Consider the following 20,994-nt stretch of genomic DNA (forward strand, 5'->3'; position numbering starts at 1 on the left):
TACTAGTGACACTTTTACGTTAAGTGATAGTGTACCTATCATTATCATTGATAATAATTGCTTTACAGCTTGGTAAGGGCTTATATGACTCATTAGTCAGACTAATATATTCATATTTTGACAAATTAGTTGAATGTTGCAGGATATATAAGTAATGTAATTTTGCCTGCTAACGGAATTAGCAGCAATTTTTACTGTAGTTGTGCAGTAAAAATAACCAAATCAATGATAACAAGGATGTTGTTATGACGCTTTCTTTGTACATTCGTGCAGCTCTCACACCAAAGACATTGTTACCGATACTGGGTTCAATCAGTGCTGGTGTACTTCTAATGACCATACAAACCACTTCTGCTCAAGCTGCAGGACAATACTATAATTGTGCCAATGCTAACGGTTGCAAGTTGGTGGACAGTAAATATTTCACTTCTAGTTACACTAAAACTCAATATCCAGTCGTCTTAGCACACGGACTTGGCGGCTTCACGACGTTATTTGGAGTCATTGATTATTTCAACGGGATTCCAGAAGACTTGATGAAAGGTGGCTCAGAGGTATATACCACCAAAACGTCAGCGGTCAATAACAGCGAAGTTCGAGGTGAGCAATTGCTACAGCAGGTCAAGACCATTGCTGCCATTTCAGGTGAGTCTAAAGTCAATTTATTTGGACACAGTCAGGGCGGTATAGATATCCGTTATGTCGCTGGCGTCGCGCCAAAGTACGTGGCCTCAGTAACCGCAGTATCAAGTCCAGAGCAAGGGTCAAAAACCGCTGATTTTGTTAAAAATGTCCTTGAGCCAAATAATACTTCTGGACAGCCATCTAATGTCACCACCCAGCTAGTATCAGGCGTGTTTAATCTGATTGGTGGCTTTACAGATATTGGTTCTGGTATAAGTTTCAATCAAATTCAACAACAAGATGGCTGGCAAGCGCTCGTGGCTCTATCGACCGATGGTGCTGCTAAGTTCAATGCCAAATTTCCTGCAGCAATGCCAAAAAACTATTGTGGTCAACCGACTAGTACTGCGGTCAATGGCATCAAATACTATTCATTTAGCGGCGTTGGGCAAATAACGAGTGCACTTGACCCTAGCGATTATCTATTGGCCGCAACGGGCGTACCGTTTGCAGGTGAGTCTAATGATGGATTGGTATCTGCTTGCTCAAGTCGTCTTGGTTATGTGATTCGTGATAATTATAGAATGAATCATTTGGATTCCGCCGATCAAGTCTTGGGTCTGACGGCATGGGGAGAGTCTGAGCCAAAATCTATCTATCGTACCCAGGTAAACCGTCTGAAAAACGCCAACCTATAAGCTGAACTACAAAATAATAATGCTCATTGATTGAGAAATATCGTTTATGTCAAATAACCGCCGTCCAGCCTATGCAACAATTGCTATCATCGCCGTGGTTATCATTGCCACAGCGGCGGTTATTTTGTGGTTCAAGCCTAGTAATGATGTAAATTCAACTTCAACCAAACCGTCCGTCTCTGATAATGAGAGTAGCGAGTCAGTGATAATTGAGTTGGCTGCGGGACAAGTCGTAAAAGCGACAATGACACCCAGCCAGTCTCAATTTGTCACAGGATTAGAAAATTTACCACGCTCATTAAAGGGCACCCAAATTGATGGTGAAATTATCATCGATGAAAATAAACAGTTGGTCGTCACTGAAGGTCTGCGGCGTTTGTTTGATTATTTTTTATCCGCCCTAGGTGAGGAAGAAGAAGCGACTATATTTGCCCGTGTGGAGAGTTATATTCGCCATCACACACCAGAGCCTGCCGCTAGCCAAGCGGTCACTATTTTTAATCAATATGTTGCTTACCTTAAAGCACTTCCTGAGATAGAAAAGCGCTATGGTAATCTGCAATTACAGGCGACCAAAAGTGGCGAGCTGGATTTGAACGCAGTTGCCCAACAAAAACAAGATATCGCTAATCTACGACAGCAGTACTTTGATAAGCAAACTATTACAGCATTTTTTGGCGCAGAGGATGATTACGATAGTTATAGTATAGAGATGGTCAGAATTGACCAAAATAAGCAAATGTCTGACGCACAGAAACAAGCTGCCCGTCAGGACTATATTAGTCGATTGCCAGAGAATGCTACTAAAAGCAATATCATGCAACAAGCCAATATTAGCGAGTTGATGACTCGCACTGAACAGATGAAAGCTCGCGGTGCAACGCCCGAGGAGTTATATAATATGCGCCGAGAGCTAGTAGGCGCACCAGCAGCAGAAAGGCTGGCACAAGTAGATCAAGAAGACGCTAATTTTGACCAACGCTTCACCCAGTATGAAACTCAAAAAAATCTCCTATTAAGCCAAGGTGTCGATGTAGCCCAAGCGCAAATTCAGATAAATCAGCTTGAACAGCAGTTATTTGATGATACTGAGCGTAAGCGTTTAGATGGTTATGCGGCATTGCAACGACAGCAAGCTGTGAATAATCCCTAATTATCGTCAATAGTTACCATCACTAGCTATCATCAATAATCATCGTTGATACGGATGGATAGAGTTAGCGGATTATAGTTAGCAGCTCATTTAGGTACTGGCAAGAGCAAGTAGTCAGATATTTGCAAAGTAGTACAAAATACATTCCGAATAACTACCCAGTTTATGATGACACTTCCCTGTGAGTCATGCACAATATTGTCATTGTTTAGAGCATTAAATAAAACAATAAATGAATCATAATAAATCTGAGCTTTTACTATGTTTATTAGAGCTTATCGCCTGTTTATTAGCGCTAATCACTCATGCAGATAGGATGTTTAGTAAAAGTATCGGATGCAATAAAGCGAGGAGTTGATATGAAGAACATGACTAAAGTAATGATGGCCGCGACATTGGCAGTTGGCACACTTGCCGCAGGTTGTCAGACGACGAATTTGCCTGCGCCAGTTAACCAACCAATCACTGCAGATGTCTTGCAAGCGCACAACTGGCAGCTCGTTGATGCCAAACATAGCAATGGTGATAAAGTAACGCAGCTGTTTTTTGACCCAGCCAAGCCATTAACGTTAAATTTTATGAATGATAACGGTAGAGATTACGTGGCATTTATGAATACCTGTAATAACATGGGTGCTGGATATAGCGTTGCAAATGGTGAAGTCGAGATTAAAAACGGCATTAGTACTATGATGGCATGTCCTGAACCGCAAGCCAGCTTTGATACTGCTGCATTAGCCACTGTAAAAGGTAAGTACAGCCTTAGTAAGAATGCCAACAATGTGCCTATTTTGACCATTAAAAACGATGATCAAGTCGCTTATTTTAAAGCCGTTGCGAAGTAGCTTAATGATTGAGTGAACAGTTTGACTGGTTCGTGAACTTAAGTAATTAGAGTTGCTCGTTTGAAGTTACTCATGTGAAGTTGCTCTTTTTGAAACGCAAAATGCCTCGCTATCAAGTGGGGCATTTTTTTATCCAAAATTTAGTCCAGTTTAGGTTACACTAGAGTAATGTTTCTGTAATATCTTTGATTTTTTAAATTGATGGTGATGGCTCTGAATTTATGTCGATAACGATCGCTTTCTTAGATATTTATAAGACTTTTATCATCAAGCTCTGTTGGATATGACGCTATGCTGAAAACTGCCATAAATAAAACAACCATGTGTAAAGAGAATCTATCTAAATCAAGCATAGATAGACTAATGATAAAAGCACCTATTGCCATCGGCGTATTTGCTGTACTTACCGGTTGCCAGACATTACATAATACCTCAGTAAAAAAGCCAACCAGTACAGTCGAGACCAATCCAATGACTGCACGTATGCCAGTGATTGATCGCCGAGGATATATTGCCTATATAGAAGAGCAGGGCGTAGGTACGGCAAAAGTATCGTCACTCTATAGTATCCGTCCTGACGGTAGCGATCGTCAGCTCATCGATCAGCTTAATGGCTATATCTATGCGCCAGCATGGTCGGCAGACGGACAACTGCTTGCCTATAGCAAACAAGCCCCGCGTGAGCATCCCAAAATTTATATTTATGATCGTAGTAGCAATACGCGCAACCTAGTGGTAAATGCTGAAGGCAGCAATATGTCAGTGTCATTTTCACCCGATGGTCAAGATTTGCTTTATAGCTCTACTGTCGGTGGTAATGCTGATATCTATAAGATGCGTCTGAGTGATGGTAATACCCAGCAGTTAACGACTCTGCCGAGTACAGAGGTACAGCCCAGTTATGCTGCCGATGGCAAGAGCTTTGTCTATACCAGTGATAAAGTCCGTGCTGGACGACCGCGAATTTATCGTTATGACTTCGCTACGGGCAATGCGACAACTGTATCAACAAATGGGTATGTGGCCAGTCCTCAGCTTAGCTTAGATGGTCAGCGTATGGCTTATCTAAATGGTCGCAAGGCGGCTGTCATGACCTTGATGACTGGGCAAGTGGTCAACTTGGCAGAAACAGGGCTTGATGAACCCGCACGTCTATCTCCCTCTGGCAATTATGCCGTCTATCCAACTCGCCGTTTGAATGTGGGCGGGCAAGTAGCAAGCCAAAATGGTGGTAGTCTAGTTATCCATTCGCTGTCAGGTAATATCAGCTATGCCATTAGCGGTCAAAATGGTGGAGTCGTACGCTCACCGATATGGGGTCGTTAGTGTATTAAACGCATATCGAAATTCTAATACTTAATTCAAAAATAAGATAAATCTGAGGATAAAAAAGTATGGCGCACAAAAAGAAGAATGTCCGCAAAAAACTTTGCCCTGTCTGCGAGCGCGAATTTAGTTGGACTAAGAAGCTTGATAAAAACTGGGAGAGCATGGTCTATTGCTCAGACCAATGTCGCCGTGTTAAAAAGTACGAAGGACTGGATCATCAAAAGTAAGATGTCACCACAATACAAGTAGTTAGAAGTAGATGGGAGCAAATAATGGCACATAAAAAAGTAAACCTACCGCAAAAAACTTGCCCCGTCTGCCAGCGCCCATTTACGTGGCGTAAGAAGTGGGAGAAAGACTGGGAGCAGGTGATCTATTGTTCTGAGCGGTGTCGTCGGAGTAAATCAAAAAATGACTAGATCAACATAAAGTTCAGACTATCCATTGATAAGCTGAACTTTATTTTTGCACTTTTATTTTTGACAGTTACTGGCGATCAAAAATTACCGTTTCACCATCGTCATTTTGTACTTCCATCTGATCTTCATAGCCGTTGAAGGTGAGTGTGTCACCTGCGACTTTAACATTCATCTGATAAAAAAATGATAAATCATCACCACCAGTACTAGTATACAGTGACTGTCCAAGGGTAAATAGACCATTGTTACCTAGAGTATAGAGATTCCAGTCCATACCAGAGAGTGGTACAGTACCATCTTCAAAAGGTGGATTTTCATCTACTTCTATGTGAAAAAAGGTCTGATTGTCTAAGAATCCGACCAGTACAAGCTCGTCATTAACCTCACCAGCCCTTGCTTTCCAAATGCCTAACTCGTTTTCAGACTTGGCCTTAACAAACGTAAAGGACTCATCATCGTCTATGACCTTATTATCGTTATCGTCTACACCTAACGTCAGTGTATCACCAGAGACTTGCACCGTTCTTAGCACATCATCTGACAAACCAGAATCGTCGTTAGCGTCATAAATAATTTTATCAATGACCAATTCATCATTGGCTTTTAAAGAGTATTTACCCCACTCAATACCATTGTCTTCATTTCTTGATGAAGTAGGGCCAGTCACTTGGGTTTGTACATAAGTGCCATCGTCTAAAAAGGATAAGCTTACTAGCTCTTCGTTACCCTGCTTCATTTGCCACAGCCCTGAGAGCATTTTGGAGTCTACAACGGTACTAGACCCGTTTCTTGAGAACATAAACTTCTCGTTATAGTCTATTACCCCGTTTTGATTGTTATCAACCTCAATGGTAAGATCGGTGTCACCAGTCACACGCGCGTAACGGGTACGCGATTCTGATAATCCAACTCCATCATTGTCGTCATAAAACTGTGTGGTTGTTAACGCTTTAGTCGTAGTGTTGATAGCATAAGTACCCCATTCCATGCCATTTTCGGGATTGCTGGTTAAACCAGTGTCATCCACTTGCACATAGATATAAGTATTGTTTTCTAAGAAAGCCACTCCGACTAGTTCATCTTCATCGGCATTATCAAAGCTCCAAGATCCTAAGATGCCTTCAGGTTTGACCTCTGAGAATCTGTAGATTTCATTACTATCAATGATACCATTGTCGTTTTCATCGACTTCGAGGATAAGCTTGCCATTCACTACTTTAGCAGAGGGATTGGGAGCGTCTGATAATCCAGCGTTACCGTTCTTGTCAAAAATAGGTGTAGCGGTGAGTTTACCTGTTTTACTATCAATGCTATACGTTCCTGACTCCATACCATTTTCAGGGTCACTCTTTGAGCGACTGGCATTGACTTGAGTCTGTACATAATTACCGTCATCTGTAAAGACAATCACTGATAAGTCGTTACCAGCATCGTCGCTACTCCACATTCCAACGATTTCGGTATCGATATCCGGCTGATCAGGTTGTGTGATATCTGGTTGATCAGGCGGCGATGTTGGTGATTCATCAGAATCAGAGTCTTCACCACATCCTTGTAAAATGAGTGCAGTTGTTATGGCTAATAATGCTAGTTTAAATGATTTCATTTTTATCTCTCCTTGATTTAAAAATATAAAATCTTACTCAGCTGAAAGTCAGTGCCTTGCATCTCCTTATTATGTTAATTAAAGAATATATAAATCACCATTTACGAATATAACAAACATTTTTCAGTTAATCCAATCCAAAAAGTATTTTCTAAATGAGTAAAATGGAGAGGTTGGTTATGAAATAAAAAGAGTATAAAAGCGAAAAGAAGCTGTATAAAGTAAATTTATTAGCGAAAAGGTCAAAGTATTGAAGATTTGAAGTGTTTTTTCGAGATACTGTTGCTGGAAGATAGTGAACAATAAAAGTATCTATTTTAAAAATTGGCAGATATATAATTAAACGTCGTCTCCTTTATTGACTGCATTTCTACTGAATGAAAAAGATAAAGGAGACGGTATATTTAAACGTCATAGCTACATATGTTTTTTGAAATCGATTTAAACGTAAGAAAGTTAGTTACTACAAATTGGGTTTCAACCATTTTTTATATTCTAATTTTCACACTCAGTATAAATTTCTAATTGTTCACGACTGAATTTACCGCTGGTTAATCACCATCTCTCTTAGCAAAAATATTCGCAACCAACGCACCACTAAAGTTATGCCACACACTAAATATCGCACTAGGTAAGGCGGCGATAGGGTTGAAATAAGTCGCTGCAAGGGCAGCGCCCAGACCAGAGTTTTGCATGCCCACTTCCACCATAATGGCGCGGCGCTGTTTCTCTGTAAAGCCAGACAAGCGAGCGATTACATATCCCAAGGTGTAACCCGTCATATTGTGCAAGGCAACCACGATAAAGACGATAGCACCGCTATCTAAGATGGTTGCTTTAGACACGGCAACCACCGCCGCGATGATAATAGAGATACCCAATACCGACACCATCGGTAATACCTCGGTAACGAACTCGATCTTTTTACCCAAAAACTTATGAAAGACGACGCCTAGCAGTATCGGTAAAATGACAATCTTAGTAATGGTCATCATCATACTGGCCAAATCGATATCGATCAGCTGACCGGCGAATACGTTTAATAGAATTGGGGTCAAAAAAGGCGCAAGTAGGGTGGAGATAGAGGTAATCGCCACACTCAGCGCCACATCGCCTTTTGCCAAGAACGTAATCACGTTACTAGAAGTACCGCCAGGGCAACAACCAACCAAAATAACACCGACTGCTATTAAAGGATCAAGGTTGAAGATGACCGTTAATAGGTAAGCGATCAAAGGCATGAGCGTGAACTGTGCTAATAGCCCTACCAGTACAGGCTTGGGGCGTTTGACAATTTCTAGGAAATCTTCCGTTTTGAGTGTCATGCCCATCCCAAACATAATGATGCCAAGTATGGGAACGATTAAAAAAGCCAACGAGGCAAAAAATTCAGGAAAAATAAATCCCAAAACAGCACTGACCAATGCCCAAATTGCAAAAGTTTTGCCAATCCAACTAGAAAGTAATGCAATCTGATTCATAGCCTGTCTCAAAATAATAAAGTAGACAATAATCTAGCATGGTTCTTGTCAGTAAATGATAAAAGTATTTTGCTATGAACGTAGCGATAAGTTTGCTGATAACAAATAAAGGATGCGCCATAAAAAATGGCTTACCCATATTAAATAAGTAAGCCAAAAAATAACTATCAGGTTTCTATAACTTTATTAGCCAATCGACTATAAATTTGGATTTAACCACTTCTCAGCAGTTTTCATATCCCAGCCTTTACGCTCAGCATAACTCTCTAACTGATCACGACTGATTTTTCCGACGTTGAAGTATTCACTGTCAGGATGCGAGTAATAGAATCCGCTGACCGATGACGCAGGCCACATCGCATAGCTTTCGGTCAAAGTCGTACCGATTGCCTCTACCGTACCGAGCCAGTCAAACAATTTACCTTTTTCCGTATGCTCAGGGCAAGCAGGGTAGCCAGGTGCAGGGCGGATACCGACGTATTTTTCTTTAATCATCTCATCATTGGTAAGTGATTCGGTTGGTTGGTAGCCCCAGTACTCTTTACGTATTAGCTCATGTAAATGTTCGGCAAATGCTTCAGCTAAGCGGTCAGACAGCGCCTGTACCATAATGGCATTATAGTCATCGCCTGCTGCTTTGTATTGCTCAGCCAGTGCTTCTGTACCGACGATAGAAACAGTAAAGCCGCCCAAGTGATCAGTGTGGGTGTCTGATGGTGAGATAAAGTCTGCCAAGCTAAAGTTAGGCTTGCCGCTTGCCTTGTCGCTTTGCTGACGTAAGTGCTCAAACTGGTAGGTCGGTTTACCACCATTTTGTGGGTCATTGTCATATACAGTGACGGTATCTGCGCCAGTACGGCGCGCTGGCATCAGTTTAAACACACCTTTCGCTACGATTGATTTTTCATCAATCATCTTTTGTAGTAGCTCTTCTGCATTTTCAAACAAATCGCGAGCCGCTTCACCAACCACATCATCTTGCAATATTTTCGGGTATTTACCGGTCAGACCCCAAGAGATGAAGAATGGTGTCCAGTCAATATAAGGCAGCAGATTCGCGATTGGATAGTCATCCAATATCACTTGTCCTAGTTTATTTGGCACTGGTGGCACATAGGTTTCCCAATCATACTGAAAGCCAATCTTGACTGATTCGGCATAGGTGACTTTGGCAGCTTTTGGTTGACGCTTAGCCAGACGCTCACGCACTTTGACATACTCTTCGCGTGTCTCATCGATGAGCGCTTGACGGTGTTCTTTTGATAGTAATTTGGTCACCACACCGACTGAGCGCGAAGCATCCGATACATAGATGACGCCATCGTTTTGATATTGCGGCTCGACCTTGACGGCAGTATGCGCTTTCGACGTCGTTGCACCGCCGATCATCAATGGTAGTGTCATGCCGCGCTCTTGCATTTGCTTGGCGACATAGACCATCTCATCGAGACTTGGGGTAATCAGACCAGATAGACCGATGATATCGACTTTTTCTGCGATGGCAGTATCGAGGATTTTTTCACATGGCACCATAACGCCCAGATCGACAATGTCATAGCCGTTACAACCAAGCACCACGCCGACGATGTTTTTGCCGATATCATGCACGTCGCCTTTGACAGTTGCCATTAGGATTTTACCTTTGACTTCGCCTTCGACTTTTTCCGCTTCGATATATGGGTTTAGCCATGCGACGGATTGCTTCATCACGCGGGCAGATTTCACGACTTGCGGTAGGAACATTTTACCGGCACCGAATAGGTCACCGACGATATTCATACCGTCCATGAGTGGCCCTTCGATGACTTCTAGCGGTTTAGGGTACTTCTCCCATGCTTCTTTGGTATCCGCTTCGATAAAGGTGGTCACGCCTTTGACCAGTGCGTGGGCAATGCGTTCTTCTACCGTACCTTCGCGCCAGCTCATATCGACAGTACTGTCTTTTTTCTTGCCGCCATCTTGGTAGTTTTCAGCGACGGTCATCAGACGTTCAGTCGCATCTTGACCAGTCTCACCTTGATTGCGGTTGAGCATGACGTCTTCGATAGCGTCACGGGCTTCCTTTGGAATATCATCGTACAGCTCAAGCATGGCTGGGTTGACGATACCCATGGTCAGACCGTTTTTGATCGCGTGGTATAAAAATACGGAGTTGATCGCTTCACGGATTGGGTTACCACGGAAACTAAACGAGACGTTGGATACGCCGCCTGAGACCATGGCGTTCGGCAGGTTTTCCGTAATCCAGCGTGTGGCATTGATAAAGTCAGCACCGTAGTTGTTATGCTCGGTGATACCCGTTGCAACGGCAAAGATATTTGGGTCAAAGATAATGTCTTCTGATGGAAAGCCCACTTCATTGACCAGTACGTCATAGCTGCGTTTAGATATTTCAATCTTGCGCTCGTAAGTGTCAGCCTGTCCGTCTTCATCAAATGCCATGACGATAATCGCAGCACCATAACGCATGCATAATTTGGCACGCTCAACGAACTCAGCATGACCTTCCTTTAACGAGATAGAGTTGACGACCGACTTACCCTGTGTACGTTTAAGACCTTCTTCGATAATGTCCCATTTAGACGAGTCAATCATCAGTGGCACACGGCTGATATCTGGTTCGCCTGAGACCAAGTTGACAAAATGAATCATCGCCTGCTTGGAGTCGAGCATGCCTTCGTCCATATTGATATCGACGATTTGCGCGCCGCCCTCGACCTGATCGCGAGCGACATCGAGCGCTTCGGTATAGGCTTCAGTTTTAATCAAACGTAGGAATTTTTTAGAGCCTGTAACGTTGGTACGCTCACCGACATTGACAAACAAGCTATCAGAGTTGATTGTAAATGGTTCGAGTCCTGACAAGCGGCAGGCAGGGGCTATCTCAGGAATAACACGCGGTGGATAGTTCGCCACGACTTTAGCGATTTGACGGATATGCTCAGGCGTCGTACCACAGCAGCCGCCCACGATATTTAGGATACCTGCTTTGGCAAAACCTTCGAGTAGGGCAGCGGTTTCTTCAGCGGTTTCATCATACTCACCAAACTCATTGGGTAGACCAGCGTTTGGATGCGCAGAGACAAAGGTATCAGCGATGTTTGACAATGTCTGAATATGTGGACGCAGCGCATCAGCACCTAGCGCACAGTTAAAGCCAACAGATAATGGCTTGGCATGGCGGATAGAGTTATAAAACGCTTCAGCCGTTTGACCTGATAGCGTGCGACCTGACGCGTCGGTAATCGTACCTGAAATCATGATTGGCAACTCAAAGCCAATATCATCGAATACACCAGTGATTGCAAATATCGCCGCTTTGGCATTGAGCGTATCAAAGATCGTCTCAATCAAAATAATATCGACACCGCCTTCTATCAGGCACAAGGTCGCTTCACGGTAGTTGAGTACCAACTCATCAAAGGTAATATTACGAAACGCAGGATCATTGACATCAGGCGATAGCGAGCACGTACGTGACGTCGGTCCCACGACGCCCGCAACGAAGCGCGGTTTCTCAGGCGTTTTTGCGGTAAATTCATCCGCCGCTTCTCGAGCAATCTTGGCCGCTGTCCTATTTAGTTCTGGGACCAAATACTGCATGTCATAGTCAGCCATCGACAGACGCGTACCGTTAAAGGTATTCGTCTCGATGATATCAGCGCCCGCTAGCAGATGATCGTGATGAATATCTTTAATCATGTGCGGCTGAGTCAGTACCAGCAAGTCGTTGTTGCCGCGTACATCTTGGTCAATATCAGCAAAACGCTCACCACGATAATCCGCTTCTTCTAGTTTATAGGTCTGAATCTGCGTACCCATCGCACCGTCTAACATCAAAATGCGTGATGTCATCTGCTCAGTGATACGTGCACGTGCGGTTAGCTGCTGCTCTTTAAACGGAAATACAGCAGGCGGCGTTAATATAAATTCATTAGCGGATGAGGAACTAGAAGCGGTAGCGGTATGAGAATCGGTTGGTGAGGTCGTCGTTGGAATCATAGGTGTGCTGCTTATATCGTAATTATTAAAAAAAGAAGGAATAACAAACCAGTAGCGTGCAGAGTCTCACGAAGAGGACCGCAAATTTGCATTATTTTAGCATGAAAAGTTTGCTACATAGGGATACTGCATATTCCTCTTTGGCAATAGATAAATAAGAGGAGAGCTAAGTAACAAAGTAAGACATCAGAGTCTATTTCATAAAGCAGATACGCACAAATGAATATCATTTCGCTAAGGGGTTACATAAAGCTTTTCTTTTGTAAATGAAAGCCAACGGGAACGCCCAGAAGTCAGACAGAATTTACACCCATACCACAAAAAATTGCGCAAAGTCAGGTTGATAAAGATTGCTTACATGTTAATTTAATTTCAGAAATACAAGGTCTTAGTAAGTCCTACTTATAAATATAGGCTCATTTATTAGCAGCAACTGGTACCAAAAGTATCGGTATTAGCAGTACGGTATGGTGAGCAAATGGCATTAGCAGGCAGAATGATCTGTAAGACAGTAATATCATAGTCGAAACAATACCAACGTCAAAGAAATTCAAATCATTAAGGAAAATGTTATGAAACTTACTAAAATTGCCACCATCGGTACATTGGCTATCTCAATTGCAGGTCTAAGTGCTTGTAATAATATGATGCCAGCAAAGACGGGCGATATGAAAGCACCAATGCATAGTCAGAGTATGGCTAAGATGAATGTTGTACAAATTGCGCAAAGCAATCCTGACTTTTCAGTATTGGTAGAAGCGGTACAAGCAGCAGGCCTAGTCGATATGTTGTCTGATCCTAACGCTCACTATACGGTATTTGCACCGACCAATGCCGCCTTTATGCAAGCATTGCAAGAAACAGGTATGACCAAAGCACAGCTATTTGCTAACAAGCCACTATTGACCAAAGTATTGGGTTATCACGTAGTCGCTGGTGATATGGCTATGTATGCCAAAGATGTGAAGCCTGGTAACGTAATGACCGCTAGCAAAGATACGTTGATGGTAACCAAAGAAGGCAAATTGATGGATGAGAATGGTCGCACAACCAACATCGTGAAGACTGATATCGCTGCCAACAATGGTGTTGTCCATGTAATCGATAGAGTATTGTTGCCTAAATAAGTATTTACTGAGGCATACCTACTGTATTTATTATAAGACTAAGCAGCCATTGTTTGTGATGATTTCACTATTAGACAACGGCTGTTTTAGACTTTAGAGCTTTATCTATATAAGTTTCTGTTCAGATTAAAATTTTAAAACAGAAATCTAAAAGTAGTTAACTACCACCATTTTTTCTTAAACGTCGCAATAACTGATATACAAGCAAACAATGCTATATACGTGATTGATACAGTGTTGCTACCTAAGTAAATACCATTTAAAAATTAAACAGTTAGACTGAGAACTATCAATATAACGGTATAAATAGTATGACTGAGTAATCGGTACATCTATTGGTTGTCAGTCGCTATTATATTTATCGAAAGTTATTAATTTAAATAAATCCCTTAATCAATTATTTATCCAAAAAGGAATTACCTATGTTAAAGAAGAATTTGTTATCTATCGCAGTTGTAACCGCAGCCATGTCACTAGCAGCGTGTAACGATACTGAGACTGTTGCAGAGCCAACTGAACCAGAAGCCACTGAAGAAATGGCAGTTGAGCCAGTTGCTGAGACAGAAGCTGTTGAAGCAGAGCCAATGGCCGAAATGGATATGGAAGCGACTCAAACTATCGCTGAAATTGCAGCAGAAAATGGAAACCTAACTATCTTAACCGCTGCGCTACAGGCTGCTGGTCTTGATACTATGCTAATGGAAGAAACTAAGCATACTGTATTTGCACCAACTGATGATGCATTTGCGCCAGTACTAGAAAAACTAGGCGTGACTAAAGAAGAGTTGTTGGCCAATACAGATTTGCTAAAAACGGTTCTTCCTTACCATGTACTAGCAATGGAAGTTAAAGCGGCTGATATCCCATACGGTACTGAGATTGAAACGGCGAATGGTAAAACCATCACTATCAGTGAAGACAATATAATTACTGATGCTACTGGTAACACAGCAAATATTACTGGTACAGATATCATGGCAACCAATGGTGTGGTTCACACTATCGATGCAGTATTAATGCCTGAATAAGCTGTCTATTAACGCGTAGATTCGTAATCTACAAGTTATTTAAAGAAAGCCTAGCCATCGTGCTAGGTTTTTTTATGTCTATGAATTAAAAATAGGGGAACTGTGGTTTACCTATACTGGTACGACGACTTAATTAATATAAAGTAGTTTAATGCTAAAGCGAGCTCTATCAAGAAGACAGGCAAAATACAAAATAACAGTCAGATGTTATTTCGAATACAGATTAATTTTGAGAATAAAAGGGCAGTTTTAAGGTATTAAATCAGTTCTTATGAACGTGGGCTTTGATGTTTTTTCGGTAAGCTATTCTGTAGTGGTGTGGAAAACTATCCAAACAAAAAAGCCCGAGACTATAGTCTCGGGCTTTTTATTTATTCAATAAGATTAAATAGTAACCTTACTAAATCGACTTACACTTTATCTTTACGTAATGGATCAGCGTTCATGCTTTTTTGCTGTGCTAGATGACGCTCTTCCCAATACGGTGCGTTTTTGATACCGAATTTAGCAGGATCAAAACTATAGCGAGTGACGCCAGCTTTACGCTGAGCTTCATAGTCTTTAAGCATAGTAAGTGTTGGACGAGCCACGATGAAGATGACAAGAATACCAACAATGTTAAGCCAAGCCATAAGACCAACACCGATATCACCGATTGCCCAGATATAACCAGCTGAGTTTAGACCACCATAAGCAACCATCGCCATGATAAGCACTTTCACTAGGAATAGACCAGTTCTGTTCGCACTACGACCGAGGAAACGTGTTAAGTAAGCGACGTTTACTTCAGCGATGTAGTAGTAAGCCAGAATTGTCGTAAAGGCAAAGAAGAATACAGCGATTGCGATAAAGACATTACCAAACGTACCGTATACAGATTCCATTGCCATTTGCGTGAAAGCAGGAGCATTGATTTCAGTAGCAGCGGCGACGTTCTGTACGATGAACTGACCATCTGGTAGCGTACCTTGAATGTTATACATACCAGTAGACAAGATCATGAATGCAGTAGCAGAACATACTAGTAATGTATCAACATATACTGAGAATGCCTGAACTAAACCCTGCTGTGATGGATGCTCAACTTCAGCAGCAGCAGCAGCGTGAGGGCCTGTACCCTGACCAGCTTCGTTGGAGTAGATACCACGTTTCACACCCCAACCGATAGCAGCACCAAAACCTGCTTGTGCAGTGAATGCATCACCAACAATCATACCAAATACATCTGGAATCAAGCTGAAGTTGCTGAACATGATGATTAGCGCTAGGGCAATATAACCTAATGCCATAAAAGGTACTGCAAACTCAGTAAAGGTTGCAATACGCTTAATACCACCAAAGATGATGATACCTAGCACGACTAAGATGATAGCCAAGCCGACCAAACGCATAGAGCCAACTTCTAGGCCTGCAACGTTCATGATCGTACCTTCGCCCATTACCTGTGCAAATGCACTGATAACACCGTTCGCCTGTACACCAGGTAAGAACATACCACATGATAAAATAGAAGCGATTGCGAAGAGGATGCCGTACCACTTTTGACCAAGGGCACGTTCAAAGTAATAAGCTGGGCCACCGCGATATTCGCCAGTTACCACATCTTTTTCTTTATAAATTTGAGCAAGAGTAGATTCGACATAGGCTGTAGATGCGCCTAGGAAGGCTACGATCCACATCCAGAAAACGGCACCTGGGCCACCGAAGCCGATAGCAGCAGCTACCCCAGCGATGTTACCCATACCCACACGACCGGCGAGTGAGACGGCAAGTGCCTGAAATGATGAGATACCCTGTGCACTAGATTTACCAGTGAATAGGAGTTTGATCATCTCACCGAATAGACGTACTTGTACAAAGCGCGTCATAATGGAATAGAACAGACCGGCACCCAAGCAGAGATAAATCAGCGCTGGGCTCCAAATAATTCCATTTACTAAGTTAACTAAACCTTCCATATTTATGTTCCTAGTACTGTCTCAAGGTGGCACTGTTTGCTAGGAGTAAACTAACTGGTTAACTTACTTATTTAAGTTAAGCAGTTAAAGTCTCTGCATCGACTTATTTGTTGTCTAAGTCTCATGTGCTTGGCCACCAAGAATGGACTGTAGTTGTCTGTATTTACCCGCGTATCTCGTCAGTAATACGGACTATTTGCATAGCGCTTATCACTGACAATATAAATATCAGCTGCGTTTACTATTATTCTACAACCTCAACTACTGCGGTCTTCTATCATCATGTTATACATCAGATGAGTCATAAGTTGACCGGCGGATAAAACAGGCGGTTATATAATTAAATATCCATCACCATGATGGCATTCAACTTACTATGAGCTGTCTTGAATAAATACATGACTGGTATGGCGAATTAACAGTATTAAGCGATAATTTGACAGTTAATTGATGTTTTTATTAAGAAATTAACAACTCGCTAATACTAATCAAACTATAAGTCCACTACCAAATGTATTCAAACCGTACGGCTACGTAACTGCAATTTGCCATATTTTTGTACTAATTACTAGAAATTTCTTTATAGACGGTAGATATATTCGTATTTTATTTGGCTGATACATTAGCAAGATTTGCATAATATATAAATAATTGTTTGTACTTTCATAACATTTAGTCTGATTACTCTAGACTGCTAGATTTTTGCTCTATATCTATCATGATAAAAACGCGTTATCGTTGACGCTATGCGGTTGTGTTTTGGTAACGGTCAATTGTAAAAAGCCGTATATAACGCCATCATTAGGACAACTTCTTTTGATATCATGCTGATAGAGTGATGCGCAGATATACAATATATAGAGCGCATGACTGCCGTATGAATACCAAGAAAACTTAAAAATATTAAAAACGTGGTACTGGATATTTGTTATTTATCATTATTAGGAGAATCAACAATGACGCGTAAATCTATTATGAAGCCGATGTTGCTAGCCGCTTTATTGACAACTTCTACAGTTGGTCTAAGCGGCTGTGGCTACAACAACCTGCAAGCACAAGATGAGCAGGTCACTGCTTCATGGTCAGAAGTGGTTAACCAGTATCAGCGCCGTTCTGATTTGGTGCCAAACTTAGTCAAAGTCGTACAGCAATATGCCGAGCAAGAGCAAGAAGTCTTCACCCAAGTGGCAGAAGCTCGCTCACGTGCGGGCGGTATCACGGTAACGCCAGAAGTGCTTAATGATCCAGAAGCGATGGAGCGTTATGCAGCAGCGCAAGAGCAGATGACAGGGGCATTGTCACGTTTGATGGCAGTATCTGAGCGTTATCCAGATCTAAAGTCAGATGCACTGTTTCAGGACCTGCAAGCACAGTTAGAAGGCACTGAGAACCGTATTGCTGTGGCTCGTAACCGTTATATCCAAGAAGTGCAGGGTTACAATACAACGGTACGTCAGTTCCCAACCAACATCACTGCAAAAGTATTTGGTATGGATATTAAGCCCAACTTTAGTGTGGCTAATGAGGAAGCGATTTCAACCGCACCAAGTGTTGATTTTGGCGATTCTACAGAAAAGTCAGCTGAATAAAATTTAGAATGAACGTGAAGACAGAGCGGCATAGGCAGCTCTGTTTATTTAGCTAATGGTTTGATAATGATTAGTTAGAGTCTATCAATTGGTAAAGATGTTATCTGAGGTGGTATAGATTAGATGAATAATTCAAAAGCAATCTTATCAGCATTACTGTTTACGTTAGGTGTCGTCAGCGTGCCTGCATTGCACGCTGCACCCAATGATACAGCGGTGGCGACAGATAGCACCTCGGATCTGCAAAACCGTAGTGTCGAAGAGTTAGTGGCTGTTGCTAAAGCAGGCGAGTCTAACGAAGCAATCAATGATGCCGTATTAAATAACGATGCTATCAATGAAGCGGTGCTCGGCAACGACGCTATCAATCAAAACGCAGATAGCCAAAGTACAGCAAATGGTACTGCCAATGCTCAAACAACCGCTCAGCCACCTGTAGGCTCCAGTGCCGAGGGTGTTGACGCTGACAAGTTGATACTTAATGAACCAGTCGTTGATCAGGCCAATATTTTAAATCCCCAAGAGAAGCTACGTCTAGAGGCTCAGCTTCGAAGTATCTATCAGCAGGGATTAGCACAAGCAGCGGTGGTTATCGTACCAACTACCAATGGCGTGCCTATATTTGATTATGCATTGCAAGTTGCTGAGAAGTGGGAATTGGGTGATGAAGCTATCGATGATGGTTTGCTAATTGTCGTTGCTGTCAATGACCGTGATATGTATATCCTAACGGGTTACGGGCTAGAAGGGGTGTTGCCAGATGCTGCGCTCAACCGTATCATTCGTGAAGATATCACGCCGTTATTCAAACAAAACAACTATGGTGCTGGAATACTGGCTGGCATTGGTGCGCTCAACACGCGTCTGACCGCTGATCCTGAAGTTTTAGCCCGTGCTGATGCGCAAGCTGCAGCACGCACTGCTCAGCAAAGCTCAGACGAGTTGCCGTCACCTATTTTCTTATTTATCATGGCGATGATTTTTGGTAGCTTTATTACTAATATATTGGGCCGAGTATTTGGTTCTATCATTACCGCTGGTGGGTTTTTTGCAGGTTCGATGGCTTTAGGCGGCGGTTTCTTTATGACGCTGATTATGGCGATATTCATCTGGATGTTTTTGATCTCACGCGGTGGTGGCGGTGGAAAAGGCGGCGGCGGTAAAGGTGGGCGCAGAGGCGGCATGATTTTCTTACCCGGTATGGGCGGCGGTAGTGGAGGCGGCTTTGGCGGTGGTGGTTTCGGAGGCGGCGGCTTTGGCGGTGGCGGCGGTGGTTTCGGCGGCGGCGGTGCAGGTGGCTCGTGGTAAGTATTCCACATACGCAAACAAAATAAACTCTACATAACCATCGAAAACGACGTACTTGAGGAAATAATATAATGGTAGAAGACAACGCTTCAAACCCCAGTTTTGCCCGCTGGTGGCGTCAAGTTTTGTTCGTCCCTTTATTACATAGTAAGTGGCTAACAACAGAATCTAAGGCGCGTCTAACAGATGCTGTGACACGAGCCGAGCGTGGGCATCGTGGTGAGGTGTTCTTAATTGTAGAAAACCATCTGCCTATCCAAGAAGCCTATCGCATGAACTGCCGTGAGCGTGCGATTGATTTGTTTAGCGAATATCGCGTCTGGGATACGGAAGAAAACACGGGCGTCTTGATCTATGTCAATATATGCGAGCGTAAACTAGAGATTGTCGCAGACCGAGGTATCAGCGCTCACGTTAGTCCAACGGTATGGAATGCAATGTGCGAAAAGGCAGTATCTGGTATTGCTACTCAAAAGACAGAAGAGAGCTTGGCTGAACTGCTAGACGAAGTGGGGCAGGTGTTACGTCAATACTATCATCTAGAGCATGATCCAGAAGGCAATGAGCTGTCCGATACAGTGGTATTTTTAAAGTAGTTTGCGCCTTATACGGTTTTGTTAAGAAGGCTACTTTTATAAGTGGCTTATCTATACGGTCAAAGGGTTTTGTTTTAGGCGATATGCTTTTAATGTTAAAATAACTCTTTTGGGACAGATAACGCCTTATATATACAGTTTGATTATCCTACTGTGCAACATTTACTAGGGCTCGTCTTGATAACACCATTATTGGAATACTATGATTGAATTAATAAAGAAATTACCGAAAGCTGAACTTCATCTACATATTGAAGGTTCGCTAGAGCCTGAGCTGATGTTTAGATTGGCCAAGAAGAATAACGTAGAAATACCTTATCAAGATATCGAAGATGTACGCAGTGCCTATAACTTCACCAATCTACAGACCTTTTTAGATATCTACTATGCGGGTGCCAACGTTCTACTCACCAAAGATGATTTTTATGATTTGACGTGGGAATATATTCTTAAATGTGTTGAAGATAATGTCATTCACACAGAGATATTCTTTGATCCGCAGACGCATACTGAACGCGGCGTGCCTTTTGAAACGGTCATTACAGGTATCAAAGAAGCGCTCGCCGATGCTAAAGCAAAATACGGTATCACGTCATGTATCATCATGTGTTTCTTGCGTCATTTATCGCAAGAAGAAGCGTTCAAGACATTAGAACAAGCACTAGATTATAAAGACGACATTATCGGTGTTGGCCTTGATTCATCAGAGTTGGGTAACCCACCATCGAAATTTAAAGAAGTCTTCCAAAAAGCCAAAGAAGAAGGCTTTAAGTTGGTTGCTCATGCAGGCGAAGAAGCAGACTTCTCGTACATCTACGAAGCGTTAGATTTATTGAATATTAATAGAATCGATCATGGTGTGCAGTCTATAAAAAGCCCAGAGTTGATGCAAAGACTCAAAGATGAGCAGATGCCACTGACCGTTTGCCCGAACTCAAATATCGAGCTAAAAGTCTTTGAGACTTATAAAGAGCACAATATTAAAGAGCTTTTAGACTACGGTCTGAATATTAGCGTTAACTCAGACGACCCTGCGTACTTCAAAGGTTACGTGAATCAAAATTTCATCAATCTGTATGAGAACCTACCAATTACAGAAGATGATGTAATTACATTAGTAAAGAACTCTTTTAAATCGGCATTTATAAGTGATGAGTTAAAAGAAACTTATTTGGCGAGAGTGGATCTTGCATTGAAATAACTTTCACGAGTTTATTATTAGTAGCAAGGG

The 20,994-nt window shown here is 42.3% G+C and carries 16 protein-coding genes; 12 read left to right on the plus strand and 4 right to left on the minus strand.

What is annotated here, in order from left to right; all coding sequences use genetic code 11:
- Positions 1-245: 245 nt before the first annotated feature.
- The 6 genes from CXF60_RS05520 to CXF60_RS05545 all read left to right on the plus strand — a co-directional run bounded on the left by CXF60_RS05520 (position 246) and on the right by CXF60_RS05545 (position 5,068).
- A complete protein-coding gene (locus tag CXF60_RS05520) occupies positions 246-1,322 on the plus strand; it encodes an esterase/lipase family protein (protein WP_102091119.1) in 1,077 nt (358 codons plus the stop codon).
- Positions 1,323-1,368: 46 nt separating this feature from the next.
- Positions 1,369-2,475, plus strand: coding sequence for a lipase secretion chaperone (locus CXF60_RS05525; RefSeq protein WP_102091120.1), 1,107 nt, complete (start codon positions 1,369-1,371; stop codon positions 2,473-2,475).
- Positions 2,476-2,834: 359 nt separating this feature from the next.
- The gene (locus tag CXF60_RS05530) at positions 2,835-3,320 is read left to right on the plus strand and encodes an META domain-containing protein (RefSeq protein ID WP_102091121.1); all 486 of its coding nucleotides are present in this window, start codon (positions 2,835-2,837) and stop codon (positions 3,318-3,320) included.
- Between the two features lie 363 nt (positions 3,321-3,683).
- Positions 3,684-4,646 carry a Xaa-Pro aminopeptidase gene (locus tag CXF60_RS05535; RefSeq protein WP_228707050.1) on the plus strand — a complete coding sequence of 321 codons (963 nt, stop codon included), beginning with the start codon at positions 3,684-3,686 and terminating at the stop codon, positions 4,644-4,646.
- Positions 4,647-4,714: 68 nt separating this feature from the next.
- Positions 4,715-4,876, plus strand: coding sequence for a DUF2256 domain-containing protein (locus CXF60_RS05540; protein ID WP_082624551.1), 162 nt, complete (start codon positions 4,715-4,717; stop codon positions 4,874-4,876).
- A 45-nt stretch (positions 4,877-4,921) separates the two neighbouring features.
- On the plus strand, positions 4,922-5,068 hold the full coding sequence (locus CXF60_RS05545; protein WP_101204956.1) for a DUF2256 domain-containing protein: 147 nt from the start codon (positions 4,922-4,924) through the stop codon (positions 5,066-5,068).
- Positions 5,069-5,135: 67 nt separating this feature from the next.
- Here the strand turns inward: CXF60_RS05545 and CXF60_RS05550 are convergent, their stop codons facing one another.
- From CXF60_RS05550 to metH, 3 genes are all read right to left on the minus strand, one after another.
- Entirely contained in the window at positions 5,136-6,674 is a 1,539-nt protein-coding gene (locus tag CXF60_RS05550; RefSeq protein WP_102091123.1) for a hypothetical protein, read from the minus strand.
- A gap of 551 nt (positions 6,675-7,225) precedes the next feature.
- A complete protein-coding gene (locus tag CXF60_RS05555) occupies positions 7,226-8,155 on the minus strand; it encodes a bile acid:sodium symporter family protein (RefSeq protein ID WP_102091124.1) in 930 nt (309 codons plus the stop codon).
- Between the two features lie 198 nt (positions 8,156-8,353).
- Positions 8,354-12,157, minus strand: coding sequence for a methionine synthase (gene metH, locus CXF60_RS05560; protein ID WP_102091125.1), 3,804 nt, complete (start codon positions 12,155-12,157; stop codon positions 8,354-8,356).
- A gap of 572 nt (positions 12,158-12,729) precedes the next feature.
- On the opposite strand from metH, the gene CXF60_RS05565 reads away from it, so the two are divergent.
- Positions 12,730-13,284 (plus strand): fasciclin domain-containing protein, encoded by a 555-nt coding sequence (locus tag CXF60_RS05565; protein WP_057758533.1) that lies wholly within the window; start codon positions 12,730-12,732, stop codon positions 13,282-13,284.
- A gap of 422 nt (positions 13,285-13,706) precedes the next feature.
- A complete protein-coding gene (locus tag CXF60_RS05570) occupies positions 13,707-14,312 on the plus strand; it encodes a fasciclin domain-containing protein (protein ID WP_102091126.1) in 606 nt (201 codons plus the stop codon).
- Between the two features lie 410 nt (positions 14,313-14,722).
- On the opposite strand, the gene CXF60_RS05575 is transcribed toward CXF60_RS05570, so the two are convergent.
- Complete coding sequence (locus CXF60_RS05575) at positions 14,723-16,270, minus strand: alanine/glycine:cation symporter family protein (RefSeq protein WP_101204950.1); 1,548 nt, start codon at positions 16,268-16,270, stop codon at positions 14,723-14,725.
- 956 nt (positions 16,271-17,226) lie between these two features.
- Here CXF60_RS05575 and CXF60_RS05580 point away from each other — a divergent pair.
- The 4 genes from CXF60_RS05580 to CXF60_RS05595 all read left to right on the plus strand — a co-directional run bounded on the left by CXF60_RS05580 (position 17,227) and on the right by CXF60_RS05595 (position 20,964).
- Positions 17,227-17,859 carry a LemA family protein gene (locus tag CXF60_RS05580; protein WP_102091127.1) on the plus strand — a complete coding sequence of 211 codons (633 nt, stop codon included), beginning with the start codon at positions 17,227-17,229 and terminating at the stop codon, positions 17,857-17,859.
- 123 nt (positions 17,860-17,982) lie between these two features.
- Positions 17,983-19,167, plus strand: a complete 1,185-nt coding sequence (locus CXF60_RS05585; protein ID WP_102091128.1) for a TPM domain-containing protein — start codon at positions 17,983-17,985, stop codon at positions 19,165-19,167.
- A gap of 71 nt (positions 19,168-19,238) precedes the next feature.
- Positions 19,239-19,763: a TPM domain-containing protein gene (locus tag CXF60_RS05590; RefSeq protein WP_102078696.1), complete on the plus strand. Its 525-nt coding sequence runs from the start codon at positions 19,239-19,241 to the stop codon at positions 19,761-19,763.
- A 202-nt stretch (positions 19,764-19,965) separates the two neighbouring features.
- Positions 19,966-20,964, plus strand: a complete 999-nt coding sequence (locus CXF60_RS05595) for an adenosine deaminase (RefSeq protein WP_102091129.1) — start codon at positions 19,966-19,968, stop codon at positions 20,962-20,964.
- Positions 20,965-20,994 lie beyond the last annotated feature (30 nt).

This window comes from Psychrobacter sp. 4Bb, assembly GCF_002836735.1.
In the GTDB taxonomy this organism is placed as follows: domain Bacteria; phylum Pseudomonadota; class Gammaproteobacteria; order Pseudomonadales; family Moraxellaceae; genus Psychrobacter.